This is a genomic window from Streptomyces sp. AC627_RSS907 (assembly GCF_019049165.1).
Genome location: NZ_JAGMUE010000098.1, coordinates 85398 through 98950, shown reverse-complemented (window position 1 = coordinate 98950; position 13553 = coordinate 85398). Strand labels below are relative to the sequence as shown.

The window sequence follows — 13553 nt, the reverse complement described above, 5'->3', positions numbered from 1 at the left end:
GCTCAGAACAGGAAGTACCGCTGCGCGAGCGGTACTTCGGCGACGGGGGCGGGTTCGACGAGTTCGCCGTCGATGGTCACCGCGAAGGAGTCCGCGGCGACCTCGACGCGCGGCAGGGCGTCGTTCTGCCGCATGTCGGCCTTGGTGCGGCCACGGGTGGACCGGATGGGCACGAACTCCTTCCCGAGACCGAGACGTTCCGGCAGCCCGTCCTCGACGGCGGCCCGGGCCACGAAGTTGACCGAGTTGGCGGCGGGAGCCGTGCCGAGCGCGCCGAACATCGGTCGGGGCAGGACCGGTTGGGGGGTGGGGATGGACGCGTTGGCGTCGCCCATCTGCGCGTACGCGATCTGCCCGCCCTTGAGGACGACCTGTGGCCTCACCCCGAAGAACCGCGGGTCCCAGAGCACCAGGTCGGCGAGCTTGCCGGTCTCGACGGAGCCGACCTCGTGCTCGATGCCCTGGGCCACGGCCGGGTTGATGGTGTACTTGGCGACGTAGCGACGGGCGCGCAGGTTGTCGGCGCGGGTGTCACCGGGCAGGGAGCCGCGGCGTCGTTTCATCACGTGCGCGGTCTGCCAGGTCCGCGTGATCACCTCGCCGACGCGGCCCATGGCCTGGGCGTCCGACGCCATGATGGAGATCGCTCCCATGTCGTGCAGGATGTCCTCGGCCGCGATGGTGCTGGGCCGGATGCGGGACTCGGCGAAGGCCAGGTCCTCGGGGACCGCGGGGTTCAGGTGGTGGCAGACCATCAGCATGTCGAGATGCTCCTCGACCGTGTTGACGGTGTGCGGCCGGGTCGGGTTGGTGGACGCCGGCAGCACGTTGGGCAGCGAGACCGCCGTGATCATGTCGGGGGCGTGGCCGCCGCCGGCGCCCTCGACGTGGAAGGCGTGCAGGGTACGGCCTGCCACCGCGTCGAAGGTGTCACCGACGAAGCCGGCCTCGTTCAGGGTGTCGGTGTGGACGGCGAGCTGGACACCGGATTCCTCGCAGACGTCGAGGCAGGCGGAGATCACGGCGGGGGTGGCGCCCCAGTCCTCGTGGATCTTGAAGCCCAGGACGCCGGCGCGCAGTTGGTCGCGCAGGGACTCCTTGGACACGGTGCTGCCCTTGCCCAGGAACCCGATGTTGACGGGACTCGACTCCAGTGCCGCGAACATGCGCGCGAGATGCCACGAACCCGGGGTGACAGTGGTCGCCTTGCTGCCCTCGGCGGGACCCGTGCCGCCGCCGATGAGGGTGGTGACGCCGGACGCGAGCGCCTCGTCGACGGCGGCGGGTGCGATGAAGTGGACGTGGGTGTCGATGCCGCCCGCGGTGACGATCTTGCCGTTGCCGGCGATGACCTCGGTCTCGGGGCCGATGACGAGGTCGGGGTGGACGCCGTCCATGGTGTCCGGGTTGCCGGACTTGCCGATGCCGGTGATGCGGCCGTCGCGGATGCCGATGTCGGCCTTGACGACACCCCAGTGGTCGATGATCACGGCGCCGGTGACGACGGTGTCGGGCGCGCCCTCGGCACGGGTGACGCGGGACTGGCCCATGGACTCGCGCAGCACCTTGCCGCCGCCGAAGACGGATTCGTCACCGGAGCGGCCGGGGCCGCCGCAGCGGTCCTCCTCGATCTCGACGAGCAGGTCGGTGTCGGCGAGGCGGACGCGGTCGCCGGTGGTCGGGCCGAACAGGTCGGCGTAGGCGGCTCGGGAGAGTTCAGGCATCGAGGGGACCTCCGGTCTCGCCGCGCAGGCCCACCACGACGCGGACCCCCGCGAGGGGGACGAGCTCGACGTCGACCGGGATGCCGGGCTCGAACCGGACGGCGGTGCCGGCGGCGATGTTCAGCCGCTTGCCGCGGGCCGCGTCACGGTCGAAGTCGAGACCGGGGTTGGCCTCGGCGAAGTGGTAGTGGGATCCGACCTGGACGGGCCGGTCGGCGGTGTTGAGCACGGTCAGGCGGACGCTCGGGCGTCCCTGGTTGAAGGCCACCGGCTCGGGGGCGAACAGGATCTCTCCGGGAATCATGACTGCCGCGCCCGTCAGATGATCGGATCGTGGACGGTGACCAGCTTGGTGCCGTCGGGGAAGGTGGCCTCGACCTGCACGTCGTGGATCATCTCGGGGATGCCCTCCATGACGTCGTCGCGCTGGAGCACCGTGCGTCCGGAGGCCATGAGTTCACTGACCGTACGACCGTCGCGGGCGCCTTCGAGGATGTGCGCGGTGATCAGCGCGACGGCCTCGGGATGGTTGAGCTTCACGCCTCGTGCGCGGCGCTTCTCCGCCACGTCCGCGGCCACATGAATGAGCAGTCTCTCCTGCTCGTGCGGGGTCAGCTGCACTTGCCACCTCACAGGGCATCACGCCAGGACCGAGCGGTCCGGCTGCCGCGGCCACCGCGACGGCTATAGATGTAACACACACGAATACGCCGGAAGGCGCCTCGTGGTGTCCGGAAACCGCAGGTGGATCGGGGTGGAGAGTAGGTCCGCAGTGTTTCCGCCGCGTCACCTGGATTTGACCGACTGATTACCGGTGCCGCCCGCCGCCGCCCGCCGCCCGGCAGACCAAGCGCGCCATACGGCCGAATACCTTCGCCGCCATCGGGTGCGCCGCCGCCCAACCGGCCCGGTCCAAGGCACAACTGACCGACCGGCACGTGGCCGTCGCGCATCCGGCCGGGCGCGGGCGGGTCGACACCGCGCCGCACGGTGCCCCCGGTCAGGAACAGGCGGGTTCGGGCAGTCGAGGTGACAGGGATCCGAAACGGACCAAACGGCGTACCCCCTTTCGGCGTAGGAACACCTCCGGTTTCCGACCCTCCGAGGTTGCGCGACGCGCGTGTCCAAGCGGCGGAACAAGCCATTCCGCCGCAGGTCCCGGAGCCGGTCGGACACCCGGCGACGGCTCGAACCCGGGTGCGCCCCCTCGAACGGGCGAGTGGTGAGTAACAACACAAAGAGCACGTTCCGTTGGGATTTTCCCACCGGACGAGACAAGATCCGTGACTGACGACAAGCCCCCGCCGCAGCGGCGGGGCGGTCCGGGCGGACGCCGAGTCCTGCCGCCGCCCGGACGACCGGTCGACAGGAGTGGATCGGCAGGAGTGGAGGACCCAAGCACGACGGGTCGCCGGAACGGTCATCTCCGCGAGAGGTGCGCCGGGCCGAGCAGCCCTTGGGGTGAAGCCGCACTCGTGCGGCCGGGCAACTTCGCCAGCCCGAATCCGACAGGTCATCCTTCACAGGCGGCTGACGAAGGGTTGCGCATGTCCGCGCTCAATCGTGTCCCGTCCCTGATGGCCCGTGCCGGTACGGCCTCGGCTCTGACCCTCGCCGCCGTGGGCGGCTCCGTCGTGGTCCCCGGTGTCGCTTCCGAAGCGGCGGCGGTGTCCCATGCGACCAAGGCCCTCAAGATCGCGGCCTCCAAGAAGGGTGCCCCGTACAAGTGGGGCGCCACCGGACCAAGCAGGTTCGACTGCTCGGGACTGACGCAGTACTCGTTCAAGAAGGCCGGCAAGAAGCTTCCGCGCACCGCGGCCCAGCAGTACAACAAGACCCGTCACATCTCCGCCAAGAGCCGCAAGGCCGGGGACCTGGTCTTCTTCCACTCGGGCCGCAGCGTCTACCACGTCGGCATCTACGCCGGGAAGGGCAAGATCTGGCACGCCCCGAAGACCGGGGACGTGGTACGCCTGCAGAAGATCTGGACCAACAGCGTCTGGTACGGCCGGGTCAAGTAGCCGATCCCGGCAGGTGACGGTGGGCCGGGCACCGTCACCTGCCCGGATGCCGTGGGTCGCCCTCACCGCCCGGCGGCCTCACCCCTGGGGCTCAGGGCCCCCCACGACCTGCCCCGCGGCCGTGACCGGTTCCGGCGTCACCGGCCGGCCCGGGGGTGACCAGGGCAGTTCGATGGAGACGGTCTTGCCGCCCTCGCGCGTGGGCCGCACTCTCAGTCTGCCGCCGCACTCCGCGGTCAGCCAGCGGATGATCACCATGCCCCGGCCGTTGTCCTGCTGGACGGCGGCGGGCAGGCGCTTGGGGAAGCGGGGATGGCTGTCGGTGACGCCGATGCGCAGGCGTGCCTCACGGTCGAGCCCGAGGTCCACCGTGAAGGTGGGGGACTGTCCGAGCGTGTGCTGGACCGCGTTGGTCGCCAGCTCGGAGACGATGAGCCGGACGGTGTCGGACACGTCGGTGTCCGCCGGCAGGCCCCACTCCGCCAGCGTGCCGACCACATAGGTACGCGCGACGGCCACCGAGGCGGGATCGCTCGGCAGAGTGATGGATGCTTCCAGATGGTCTGCCATGGAGAAGTCGTCCCTTTCCCACGGGACCGCGGTCCGACAAGGAGCGGATGGTTCGAGTACGGTCCCGGACTGGTGCTTCGCCGCCAGACTGCCATCACCAGGGGGCGAAGGGTGGCGATCCACCAAGATATGCATATATCTGTCGCTCGAAGCGGTGAACTCTGCGACGGCAGAGCGTATTCGCGCGGCCCATAGGGAGTAAGGGAGTGGCCCATGCAGCACGGTCCCGTGGTGCGCCGCCGGAAACTGGGCGCCGAACTGCGCGCCCTGCGCACATCGGCGGGAATCACCAGCCGTGAGGCGGCCCAGCTGGTGGGATGGCACCAGTCGAAGGTCAGCCGGATCGAGACCGGGACCAGCGGTGCGAAACCGGCCGATGTGCGCTTACTGCTGGACGCCTTCGGAGTGGACGACGCCCAACTGCGCGAGCTGCTGGTGATGCTGGCGGGCTCCGACGACACGGGCGGCCGGAACCACTGGTGGCACGCCTACCGGGGGGTGCTGCCGCCCACGTACCGGGACTTCATCAGCCTGGAGTCCCAGGCGAGCGCGATGCGCACGCTGGAGACCACGGTGGTCCCCGGGCTGCTGCAGACGCCGGAGTACGCCCGTGCGGTGACCCGCGCCGCGGTGGACGGGCTGTCCGAGGAGCGGCTGGACACGCTGGTGGAGGTCCGGCTGGCCCGGCAGGACGTGCTGCGTACGCAGCGGCCCCTGGAACTGAGCGCGGTCCTGGACGAGGCGGTGCTGCGCCGGGAGGTGGGCGGGCCCGGGGTCATGTCCCGTCAGCTGGCGCGACTGGTCGAGGCCGCGCGTCTGCCCCACGTCCGGCTCCAGGTCCTGCCGTTCGCCGCGGGGGCGCACATCGGCGTCACCGGCCCTTTCGTAATTTTCTCTTTTTCGAGCACTTCTGATCTAGACGTAGTTGTTCTCGACCATTTGACGAGTAGCCTGCACCTCGAACGGAAAGAAGACCTCGAGGCCTACACCGAGGCCTTCGATGCCCTTGTGACCCATGCCCTTTCGCCCGAGGACTCGTTGGACTTCATCGCCGCGACCGCGGCAGGCGCGTAAGGAGGCACACCATGTCAGGCACCATTCGAGGCTCCATGCCGGAACTCCCCCGCAGCATCCCCGCCGGCACCGGTCTGCCCGGGGTGCGGTGGCTGCGCAGCAGCTACAGCACCGGGGCGAACAACTGCGTGGAGACGGCCCGGCCGTCGGCCGGCCCCTGGGCCGGACTCCTCGCGGTACGGGACTCCAAGATCCCGGCCGGACCCGCGCTGCTCTTCTCCCCCGAGAGCTGGGCGTCGTTCACGGCCGGGATCCACGGCCGCTGACACCGGCCGGCACCGGGCGGCGCACGGCCGTGTCACGCCGACTCATGGCCGCGTTCCGCCGATCACCCGTACGGCACGTTCGATCTGATCCCCGGAGAGGTCCGCACGAGCGGTCAGCCTGAGCCGTGAGATGCCGTCGGGCACGGAAGGAGGACGGAAACAGCCCACGGACAGGCCGGCCGCACGGCAGTCGGCCGCCCACCGTACGGCCCCCTCCGGGGAGGGCGCGCGCACCGAGACGACCGCGGCGTCCGGACGTACGGCTTCCAGCCCCAGGGCGGTCAGGCGGGCGTACAGCTCGGCCGCCACCCCACGGGCCCGCGCCGCCCGCTCCGGTTCGCGGCGCAGCAGGGTGAGCGCCGCCAGGGCCGCCCCCGCCGCGGCGGGGGCGAGACCGGTGTCGAAGATGAACGTCCGGGCCGCGTTGACCAGGTGGTCGATCACCCGGGCGGGGCCGAGCACGGCACCGCCCTGACTGCCGAGCGACTTGGACAGGGTGACCGTGGCGACGACGTCGTCCTCGCCCGCGAGTCCCGCCGCGTGCGGGGCGCCCCGGCCGCCCTCGCCGAGCACGCCGAGGCCGTGGGCGTCGTCGACGACCAGCCCGGCGCCGTGTTCCCGGCAGGCGGCGGCGAGCGGGACCAGTGGCGCCGCGTCGCCGTCGACCGAGAAGACCGTGTCGGAGACGACGACGGCGGGGCCCTCGTGCGGCGCCAGCGCCTTGCGCACGGCCTCCGGGTCGGCGTGCGCCACGACCTGGGTCGTGCCGCGGGCCAGCCGGCAGCCGTCGATCAGCGAGGCGTGGTTGCCGGCGTCGGAGACGACGAGGGCGCCGTGCGGCGCCAGCGCGGTGACCGCGGCGAGGTTGGCCGCGTAGCCGGAGGAGAAGACGAGGGCCGCCTCGAAACCGCAGAAGGCTGCCAGTTCGCGTTCGAGCGCGGCGTGCAGCTCGGTGGTGCCGGTCACCAGCCGGGAGCCGGTCGCGCCGGCTCCCCAGGTCCGCGCGGCCCGGGCCGCCCCCTCGGCGACCTCCGGGTGCCGGGCCAGTCCGAGGTAGTCGTTGCTCGCCAGGTCCAGCAGCGGCGAGTCGGCCGGACGGGGGCGCAGCCTCCGGACGAGTCCGGCACGGCGGCGCTGCCGCGCCTGCTCGTCGATCCAGCCGAACGCCATGGGCGGTCCTCCCGTTGTGTAGGCAGCGGACAGACACTAGCGGCACCGTCGGCCGTCCGAGGTGTGGCCATGCCCACACGGTGATCTGCCAGGGTCGTGCGAAGTCTCCTTGGCCCCGGGCGGCCCCTTAGGACAGGATCGGCTCTCATGGACCTGCTGAACACGCTGGTGGACAAGGGGATTCGGCGCGAGTCGCCGACCCGCGAGGAGGCGCTTGCCGTCCTCGCCACTTCCGACGACGACGTGCTCGATGTAGTGGCCGCGGCGGGCAAGGTGCGCCGCCACTGGTTCGGCCGACGAGTGAAGCTCAACTATCTCGTCAACCTGAAGTCGGGACTGTGTCCCGAGGACTGCTCCTACTGCTCGCAGCGGCTCGGATCCAAGGCCGAGATCCTCAAGTACACGTGGCTCAAACCCGACCAGGCCTCCGAGGCCGCCGCGGCGGGCGTGTCCGGGGGCGCCAAGCGGGTGTGCCTGGTGGCCAGTGGCCGGGGCCCGACCGACCGGGACGTGGACCGGGTCTCGGAGACCATCAGGGCCATCAAGGAGCAGAACGAGTCCGTGGAGGTGTGCGCCTGCCTGGGGCTGCTCTCCGACGGGCAGGCGGAGCGGCTGCGCGAGGCGGGCGCCGACGCCTACAACCACAACCTCAACACCTCCGAGTCGACGTACGGGGACATCACGACCACGCACACGTACGCCGACCGGGTGGACACCGTGCAGAAGGCGCACGCCGCCGGCCTGTCCGCCTGCTCCGGGCTGATCGCGGGCATGGGCGAGAGCGACGAGGACCTGGTCGACGTGGTCTTCGCGCTGCGCGAACTGGACCCGGACTCGGTGCCGGTCAACTTCCTCATCCCGTTCGAGGGCACACCGCTGGCCAAGGAGTGGAACCTCACCCCGCAGCGCTGCCTGCGGATCCTGGCGATGACGCGGTTCGTCTGCCCGGACGTCGAGGTGCGCATCGCCGGCGGGCGCGAGGTGCACCTGCGCACCATGCAGCCGCTCGCCCTGCACCTGGCCAACTCCATCTTCCTCGGCGACTACCTCACCAGCGAGGGCCAGGCGGGCCGGGCCGACCTGGAGATGATCGCGGACGCCGGGTTCGAGGTGGAGGGCACCGGCGAGGTGACCCTGCCGGAGCACCGGGCGACGGCCCAGGGCGGGGGGTGCGGATCGCACGGGAGCGGCGGCTGCGGGTCGCACGAGGACGGCGGCGGCTGCGGGGCGCACGAGGACGGCGGGGTCTGCGGGCACGCTCCGGCCGCGGGACCGTCGGCGGCCGGCGAGCCCCGTACCGACCTGGTCGCCGTGCGCCGCCGCGGCGCCGGAACGGACCTCGCGCCCAATGCCTGAGCCCGCGCTGACGGTGGAGGAGCTGCTGGCGCTCGACCGGCGGCACGTCTGGCATCCGTACGGCCCGATGCCCGGCCGGCAGGACCCGCTCGTCGTGGAGTCGGCGAGCGGAGTGCGGCTGCGACCGGCCGACGGCTCCGGGGAACTCGTCGACGGGATGTCGTCCTGGTGGTCGGCGATCCACGGCTACAACCACCCGGTGCTGAACGAGGCGGCGCGCGAGCAGCTGGAGCGGATGAGCCACGTGATGTTCGGCGGGCTCACCCACGAGCCCGCCGTACGCCTGGCGAAGCTCCTCGTCGACATCTCACCCGAGGGCCTGGAGCACGTCTTCCTCGCCGACTCCGGGTCGGTGTCGGTGGAGGTCGCCGTCAAGATGTGCCTGCAGTACTGGCGCTCGCTGGGCCGGCCCGGCAAGCGGCGCCTGCTGACCTGGCGCGGCGGCTACCACGGCGACACCTGGCAGCCCATGTCGGTGTGCGACCCCGAGGGCGGCATGCACGAGCTGTGGAGCGGGGTGCTGCCCCGCCAGCTGTTCGCCGACGCGCCGCCGACTGAGTACGAGGAGGCGTACGCCGATCATCTGCGCGCGATGGTCGAACGGCACGCCGACGAACTGGCCGCGGTGATCGTCGAGCCGGTGGTACAGGGCGCGGGTGGGATGCGGTTCCACTCCCCCGCGTATCTGCGGGTGCTGCGTCAGGCGTGCGACGCGCACGACGTCCTGCTGGTGTTCGACGAGATCGCGACCGGCTTCGGGCGTACGGGCGCGCTGTTCGCGGCGGAGCACGCGGCGGTGACGCCGGACGTGATGTGCGTGGGCAAGGCGCTGACCGGCGGCTACCTGACGATGGCGGCCACGCTGTGCACGTCACGGGTGGCCGAGGGCATCTCGCGGGGCGAGGTGCCGGTGCTCGCCCACGGGCCGACGTTCATGGGCAATCCGCTGGCGGCGGCCGTCGCGTGCGCCTCGATCGGGCTGCTGCTCGGGCAGGACTGGCTCGCGGAGGTCAAGCGGATCGAGGCGGGCCTGCGGGAAGGGCTCGCGCCCGCCGCCGAACTGCCGGGCGTGAGCGACGTACGGGTGCTGGGCGCGATCGGCGTGGTGCAGCTCGACCACGCCGTCGACATGCGGGCGGCGACGGAAGCGGCGGTGCGCGAAGGCGTGTGGCTGCGACCGTTCCGCGACCTGGTCTACACCATGCCGCCGTACGTCACGGGAGACGCGGACGTCGCGCGGATCACCCGCGCGGTCTGCGCGGCCGCACGGGAGGGATGACATGCCGGTACTGGTGATCACGGGCACGGGCACGGAGATCGGCAAGACGGTGGTGACCGCCGCGGTCGCCGCGACGGCGCTGGCGGCCGGCCGGTCGGTGGCCGTACTGAAGGCCGCGCAGACGGGCGTGGGGCCGGACGAGCCCGGGGACGCCCAGGAGGCCGCGCGCCTCGCGGGCGCCGTGACGGCGGCCGAGGTGGCCCGCTACCCGGACCCGTTGGCACCGGGTACGGCGGCGCGTCGGGCCGGCCGGGCGCCGGTGCATCCGGAGGAGGTGGCGGAGACCGCGGACAAGCTGGCCACCGAGCACGAACTGGTGCTGGTCGAGGGCGCGGGCGGGCTGCTCGTACGCTTCGACGCGGCCGGCGGGACACTGGCGGACGTCGCCGGGCTCCTGGGCGCGCCGGTGCTGCTGGTGGCGTCGGCGGGGCTGGGCACGCTGAACACGACGGAGCTGACGGCGCGGGAACTGCGCTCCCGGGGACTGGAGCTGCCGGGCGTGGTGATCGGCAGCTGGCCCGCCGGCCCGGACCTCGCCTCGCGCTGCAACCTCGAGGACCTCCCCGACGTGGCCGGGGCTCCGCTGCTCGGCGCCCTGCCCGCGGGGGCGGGGTCCCTCGCTCCGGCCGCCTTCCGGTCGACGGCGCCGCACTGGCTGGCGCCCCGGCTGGGCGGCACCTGGGACGCGGACGCGTTCCGGGTGCGCGAGGCGCCCTGACCGGCGACAACGGCACGGCGCACCACCGAACGGGCGATGCACCCGGTGCACGCTCCGTAGACGGCCCCGGCCTTGCGGGGCCGTCCGGGCGTGACCGGGTGCCGCCGACCGGGGCGGGCGGCCGACGACCCGCGCGTGCGCGCGGCGGCCTGCCCGCACCGCGCACCACCGGTCCCGGCGAGGAGCCGGAACGGCGTCCTCGCTCGGCGCCGGGCGTGACCGGGGACCGTCCGTGCGGGCGGCGGGGCGGGCGCGGGGCAGGGGCAGGGGGCGGAGGCGCCGGAGAGGGTGCGAGGCGCCCTGACCGGCACGGCGCGCCACCGACTCCCTGCCTGCGCGGCACGGCGCGCCGCCGACCCGGCGGGAAGCCGGAGCCGCGGCGGCCGGAGCGTGCCCGGTGGTCCCGCGGGGGACAATCGCGGTAAGGCACCACCTCGTCAAGGAGGTCCCATGGCGTTGCGAGCCGCCCGTTCCCGCGGGGTGCCGCGGGACGCCGTGCACCATCCGTTCTTCGCCTTCTACTACGCCCGTACCAGCGTGAGCGCCGAGACCCGGATGGGCATGGGGCGCGTGCGTGAGCGGCTCCTCGCCGGGCTGTCCGGACGAGTGATCGAGATCGGCGCCGGCAACGGACTGAACTTCGCCCACTACCCCGGCACCGTCTCGGAGGTCGTCGCCGTCGAACCGGAACGCCGACTGCGGCAGTTGGCCGTCGAGGCGGCCCTGCGCGCTCAGGTGCCGGTCGACGTGGCGCCGGGTGTCGCGGAGGCGCTGCCCGTCAAGAGCGAGGCCTTCGACGCGGCCGTGGTCTCGCTCGTGCTGTGCAGCGTCCGCGACGTGCCGCGGGCGCTCGGGGAGCTGCGGCGGGTGCTGCGGCCCGGCGGCGAGGTGCGCTTCTTCGAGCACGGCCGGGGCGGTGGCCGCATGATGACCCTCACCCAGAGCGCGCTGGACCGGACGCTGTGGCCGCTGGTGAGCGGCGGCTGCCGTCTGTCCCGGGAGCCGGTCGCCGCGCTCCGGGAGGCCGGGTTCGTGCTGGGCCCCTACCGGCAGGTGATGATGCCGGAGCACGGGCCGGTGCTGCCGATGTCGTACTGCGTGCTCGGCACGGCGTGGCGGGGGTCCGGGACCGAGGGATGAGCCACGGCTCGACGGGTCCGGACACGCCGGGTCCCGGACGGGCGGCCGCGGTGTCACACACTCCACTGGCGCAGCTCGCCCGCGATGTCCTCGACCGACGCCTCACCGCTCTTGACCAGCAGGGCGAGATCCCGCACCTGCTCGGGCGTGGTGGTGACCTTGACGCCGCTGGCGACCAGGTAGGCGTAGGCGACCGCGGAGGCGAACAGCGCGTTGGAACGCTCCAGCGCCGGCACGTGGATCAGGAGCTGGAGCAGCGCGGCGGCGCGGGCGTGCGGGCTGTCGTAGACGGGGGTGCCGAGTATCTCGGCCCGGTGGCGGGCGACGGCGGCGACGAGCGCTCCCCAGTCGGTGACCTGGGGGTCTCCCGGGGTGCGCTGTTCGGCGAGCATCAGCAGCCAGGCGAGGTCGATGTCGAGGTCTCTCATCAGAGATCGGGCGCCGGCTCAGCGACGGCCCTCTCCGACCTCCTCGGCGAACAGCTTCTCGTACTGACGCATGAAGTCGGCGGCGGCCTCCACGAAGGTGTGGCCGGCCTCGCCGGTGTCCTGCCGGACCAGTTCCTCGATGTAGCGGTTGACGCTCATCCCCCGGGACCCGGCCCGTTCCCGGGCCGCGCGGGCGGTGCCCTCGTCCACCCGCACGTTCAGCTGGGCCTTCCGGGTCTTCGCCATACCTCGAAGCTAACGCCGGGACGTCCGCAGCGGCAAGGGCGGACAGCGGCGACGTGCTGGCGGCCGCCGCACACGGGTGGTTGACTCCTCGGGCCAAAAGTCCCCTGTCCGCGAGGAGAGTTGATGTCACGTCCGTTCCGTTTCGGTGTCAACCTGATGACCTCGGCCCCGGTCGACGAGTGGACCGCGAAGTGCCGGCGCGCCGAGGAGCTCGGTTACGACGTGATCCTGGTCCCGGACCATCTCGGCATGCCGGCGCCGTTCCCGGCGCTGGTCGCGGCCGCGCAGGCCACCGAACGGCCCCGGGTGGGCACGTTCGTCCTGAACGCGGGCTTCTGGAACCCGGCCCTGCTGGCCCGGGAGGTCGCGACCGCGGACGCGCTGACGGGCGGGCGCCTGGAGCTCGGCCTCGGCACCGGCTACGTACAGGCCGAGCACGACACGGCCGGGCTGCCGTTCGGCACGCCGGGCGAGCGGGTGGACCATCTGCGGCGCACCGTCGAGGAACTGGAGCGGCTGCTCAGCGACGAAGCGCACCGGCCGCGACCGGTGCAGCGGCCCCGGGTGCCGCTGCTGATCGGTGCCAACGGCGACCGGATGCTGGAACTGACGGCCCGGCACGCCGCCATCGCCGCGTTCACGGGCGGGCGTGCGGTGCGGGGCAGCACGACGGGGCAGGTGGTGCCGCTCACCGCCGAGGAGCTCGACGAGCGCGTGGCCCGGTACCGGGAGCTGGCCGCGGGCCGCGAGGACCCCGCGGAGCTGAACCTGCTCGTCCAGACGGTCGTGGTCACCGACGACCGCGAGGCCGCCGTCCGCCCCTTCCTGGAGTACGTGCCGCACCTGACCACCGAGCAGGTGCTGGAACTGCCCATCTTCCTGACCGGAACCCTGGAGCAGATCGCCGCGCAGGTCAGGGCGCATCGCGAGCGGTACGGGTTCACGTACCTGGTGGTGCTGGAGCCGTACATGGAGGCCTTCGCGCCGGTGATGCGGGCGTTGCGCACCGCCTGACGGTCCGCATGCCGGAATTCCCGCCGGGCGCCCGTCACACGTGGTGGGATCGCGGCATGAACGATCTGCGGATACGGGCCGCCGGGCCCGAGGACCTCGACGCCGTGCTGTCCTTCTGGAAGGTGGCCGCCGAGGGGACGAGCATCAGCGACGACCGGGACGGCGTGGAGCGGCTGGTCGCCCGTGATCCCGGGGCACTGGTGCTGGCCGAGCGCGGCGGGGAGCTGGCGGGCACGGTGATCGCGGGCTTCGACGGCTGGCGCTGCCATCTGTACCGGCTGGCGGTGCACCCGGACCACCGTCGTCAGGGGATCGGCTCGGCGCTGCTCCGCGCCGCCGAGGAGCGGTTCGTCCGGCTCGGCGGGCGGCGCGGGGACGCGATGGTGCTGGTACGCAACGAGCGGGCGCAGCATGCGTGGCGGGCCGCCGGGTACGCGCCACAGGACCAGTGGCAACGCTGGGTCAAGCCCCTCACCACCTGAGGGGCCGCGGCCGAAGGGCGGTGGGCACCGGCGCATGAGCGAGTCCGTATCGACGCGTCTCGCGG

Annotated in this window: 16 protein-coding genes and 1 riboswitch; of the genes, 9 read left to right on the top strand and 7 right to left on the bottom strand. The window is 72.5% G+C overall.

The genetic code is table 11. From position 1 onward, the window contains the following. Nucleotides 1-2 precede the first annotated feature (2 nt). The 3 genes from KUM32_RS22045 to KUM32_RS22035 are packed head-to-tail and all read right to left on the bottom strand — an operon-like array spanning nucleotide 3 to nucleotide 2345. Nucleotides 3-1724, bottom strand: coding sequence for an urease subunit alpha (locus KUM32_RS22045; protein ID WP_217143652.1), 1722 nt, complete (start codon nucleotides 1722-1724; stop codon nucleotides 3-5). After that, nucleotides 1717-2028 (bottom strand): urease subunit beta, encoded by a 312-nt coding sequence (locus KUM32_RS22040; RefSeq protein WP_217143651.1) that lies wholly within the window; start codon nucleotides 2026-2028, stop codon nucleotides 1717-1719. The genes KUM32_RS22045 and KUM32_RS22040 overlap by 8 nt, the downstream gene beginning before the upstream one ends. Nucleotides 2029-2042: 14 nt before the next feature. Then, a complete protein-coding gene (locus tag KUM32_RS22035) occupies nucleotides 2043-2345 on the bottom strand; it encodes an urease subunit gamma (protein ID WP_217143650.1) in 303 nt (100 codons plus the stop codon). A 700-nt stretch (nucleotides 2346-3045) separates the two neighbouring features. Next, nucleotides 3046-3268: riboswitch (cyclic di-AMP (ydaO/yuaA leader) on the top strand. Between the two features lie 3 nt (nucleotides 3269-3271). Between KUM32_RS22035 and KUM32_RS22030 the strand changes: the two genes are divergently transcribed. Beyond that, nucleotides 3272-3745 (top strand): C40 family peptidase, encoded by a 474-nt coding sequence (locus tag KUM32_RS22030; protein ID WP_217143649.1) that lies wholly within the window; start codon nucleotides 3272-3274, stop codon nucleotides 3743-3745. 78 nt (nucleotides 3746-3823) lie between these two features. On the opposite strand, the gene KUM32_RS22025 is transcribed toward KUM32_RS22030, so the two are convergent. Continuing rightward, a complete protein-coding gene (locus KUM32_RS22025) occupies nucleotides 3824-4315 on the bottom strand; it encodes an ATP-binding protein (protein ID WP_217143648.1) in 492 nt (163 codons plus the stop codon). A 213-nt stretch (nucleotides 4316-4528) separates the two neighbouring features. Here KUM32_RS22025 and KUM32_RS22020 point away from each other — a divergent pair, with 213 nt between their 5' ends. Both KUM32_RS22020 and KUM32_RS22015 read left to right on the top strand, forming a co-directional pair. Then, a complete protein-coding gene (locus tag KUM32_RS22020; RefSeq protein WP_217143647.1) occupies nucleotides 4529-5389 on the top strand; it encodes a helix-turn-helix transcriptional regulator in 861 nt (286 codons plus the stop codon). Between the two features lie 35 nt (nucleotides 5390-5424). Then, nucleotides 5425-5655 (top strand): DUF397 domain-containing protein, encoded by a 231-nt coding sequence (locus KUM32_RS22015; RefSeq protein WP_217143712.1) that lies wholly within the window; start codon nucleotides 5425-5427, stop codon nucleotides 5653-5655. Between the two features lie 42 nt (nucleotides 5656-5697). Here KUM32_RS22015 and KUM32_RS22010 read toward each other — a convergent pair whose 3' ends face one another. Continuing rightward, complete coding sequence (locus tag KUM32_RS22010) at nucleotides 5698-6825, bottom strand: 8-amino-7-oxononanoate synthase (protein WP_217143646.1); 1128 nt, start codon at nucleotides 6823-6825, stop codon at nucleotides 5698-5700. 147 nt (nucleotides 6826-6972) lie between these two features. Between KUM32_RS22010 and bioB the strand changes: the two genes are divergently transcribed. The 4 genes from bioB to KUM32_RS21990 all read left to right on the top strand — a co-directional run bounded on the left by bioB (nucleotide 6973) and on the right by KUM32_RS21990 (nucleotide 11318). Next, entirely contained in the window at nucleotides 6973-8181 is a 1209-nt protein-coding gene (gene bioB / locus KUM32_RS22005) for a biotin synthase BioB (RefSeq protein ID WP_217143645.1), read from the top strand. Next, nucleotides 8174-9460, top strand: coding sequence for an adenosylmethionine--8-amino-7-oxononanoate transaminase (locus tag KUM32_RS22000; RefSeq protein ID WP_217143644.1), 1287 nt, complete (start codon nucleotides 8174-8176; stop codon nucleotides 9458-9460). Before bioB ends, KUM32_RS22000 begins: the two co-directional genes overlap by 8 nt. 1 nt (nucleotide 9461) lies before the next feature. Next, on the top strand, nucleotides 9462-10178 hold the full coding sequence (gene bioD, locus KUM32_RS21995) for a dethiobiotin synthase (RefSeq protein WP_217143643.1): 717 nt from the start codon (nucleotides 9462-9464) through the stop codon (nucleotides 10176-10178). Nucleotides 10179-10628: 450 nt separating this feature from the next. Beyond that, complete coding sequence (locus KUM32_RS21990; RefSeq protein ID WP_217143642.1) at nucleotides 10629-11318, top strand: class I SAM-dependent methyltransferase; 690 nt, start codon at nucleotides 10629-10631, stop codon at nucleotides 11316-11318. Between the two features lie 53 nt (nucleotides 11319-11371). Here the strand turns inward: KUM32_RS21990 and KUM32_RS21985 are convergent, their stop codons facing one another. Both KUM32_RS21985 and KUM32_RS21980 read right to left on the bottom strand, forming a co-directional pair. Further along, nucleotides 11372-11746: a fic family toxin-antitoxin system, toxin component gene (locus KUM32_RS21985; protein WP_217143641.1), complete on the bottom strand. Its 375-nt coding sequence runs from the start codon at nucleotides 11744-11746 to the stop codon at nucleotides 11372-11374. 18 nt (nucleotides 11747-11764) lie between these two features. Beyond that, nucleotides 11765-11992: a toxin-antitoxin system HicB family antitoxin gene (locus KUM32_RS21980; protein WP_217143640.1), complete on the bottom strand. Its 228-nt coding sequence runs from the start codon at nucleotides 11990-11992 to the stop codon at nucleotides 11765-11767. Between the two features lie 123 nt (nucleotides 11993-12115). Between KUM32_RS21980 and KUM32_RS21975 the strand changes: the two genes are divergently transcribed. Both KUM32_RS21975 and KUM32_RS21970 read left to right on the top strand, forming a co-directional pair. Further along, on the top strand, nucleotides 12116-13006 hold the full coding sequence (locus KUM32_RS21975) for an LLM class F420-dependent oxidoreductase (protein WP_217143639.1): 891 nt from the start codon (nucleotides 12116-12118) through the stop codon (nucleotides 13004-13006). A 56-nt stretch (nucleotides 13007-13062) separates the two neighbouring features. Further along, nucleotides 13063-13488: a GNAT family N-acetyltransferase gene (locus KUM32_RS21970; protein ID WP_217143638.1), complete on the top strand. Its 426-nt coding sequence runs from the start codon at nucleotides 13063-13065 to the stop codon at nucleotides 13486-13488. The last annotated feature ends 65 nt before the right edge of the window (nucleotides 13489-13553 follow it).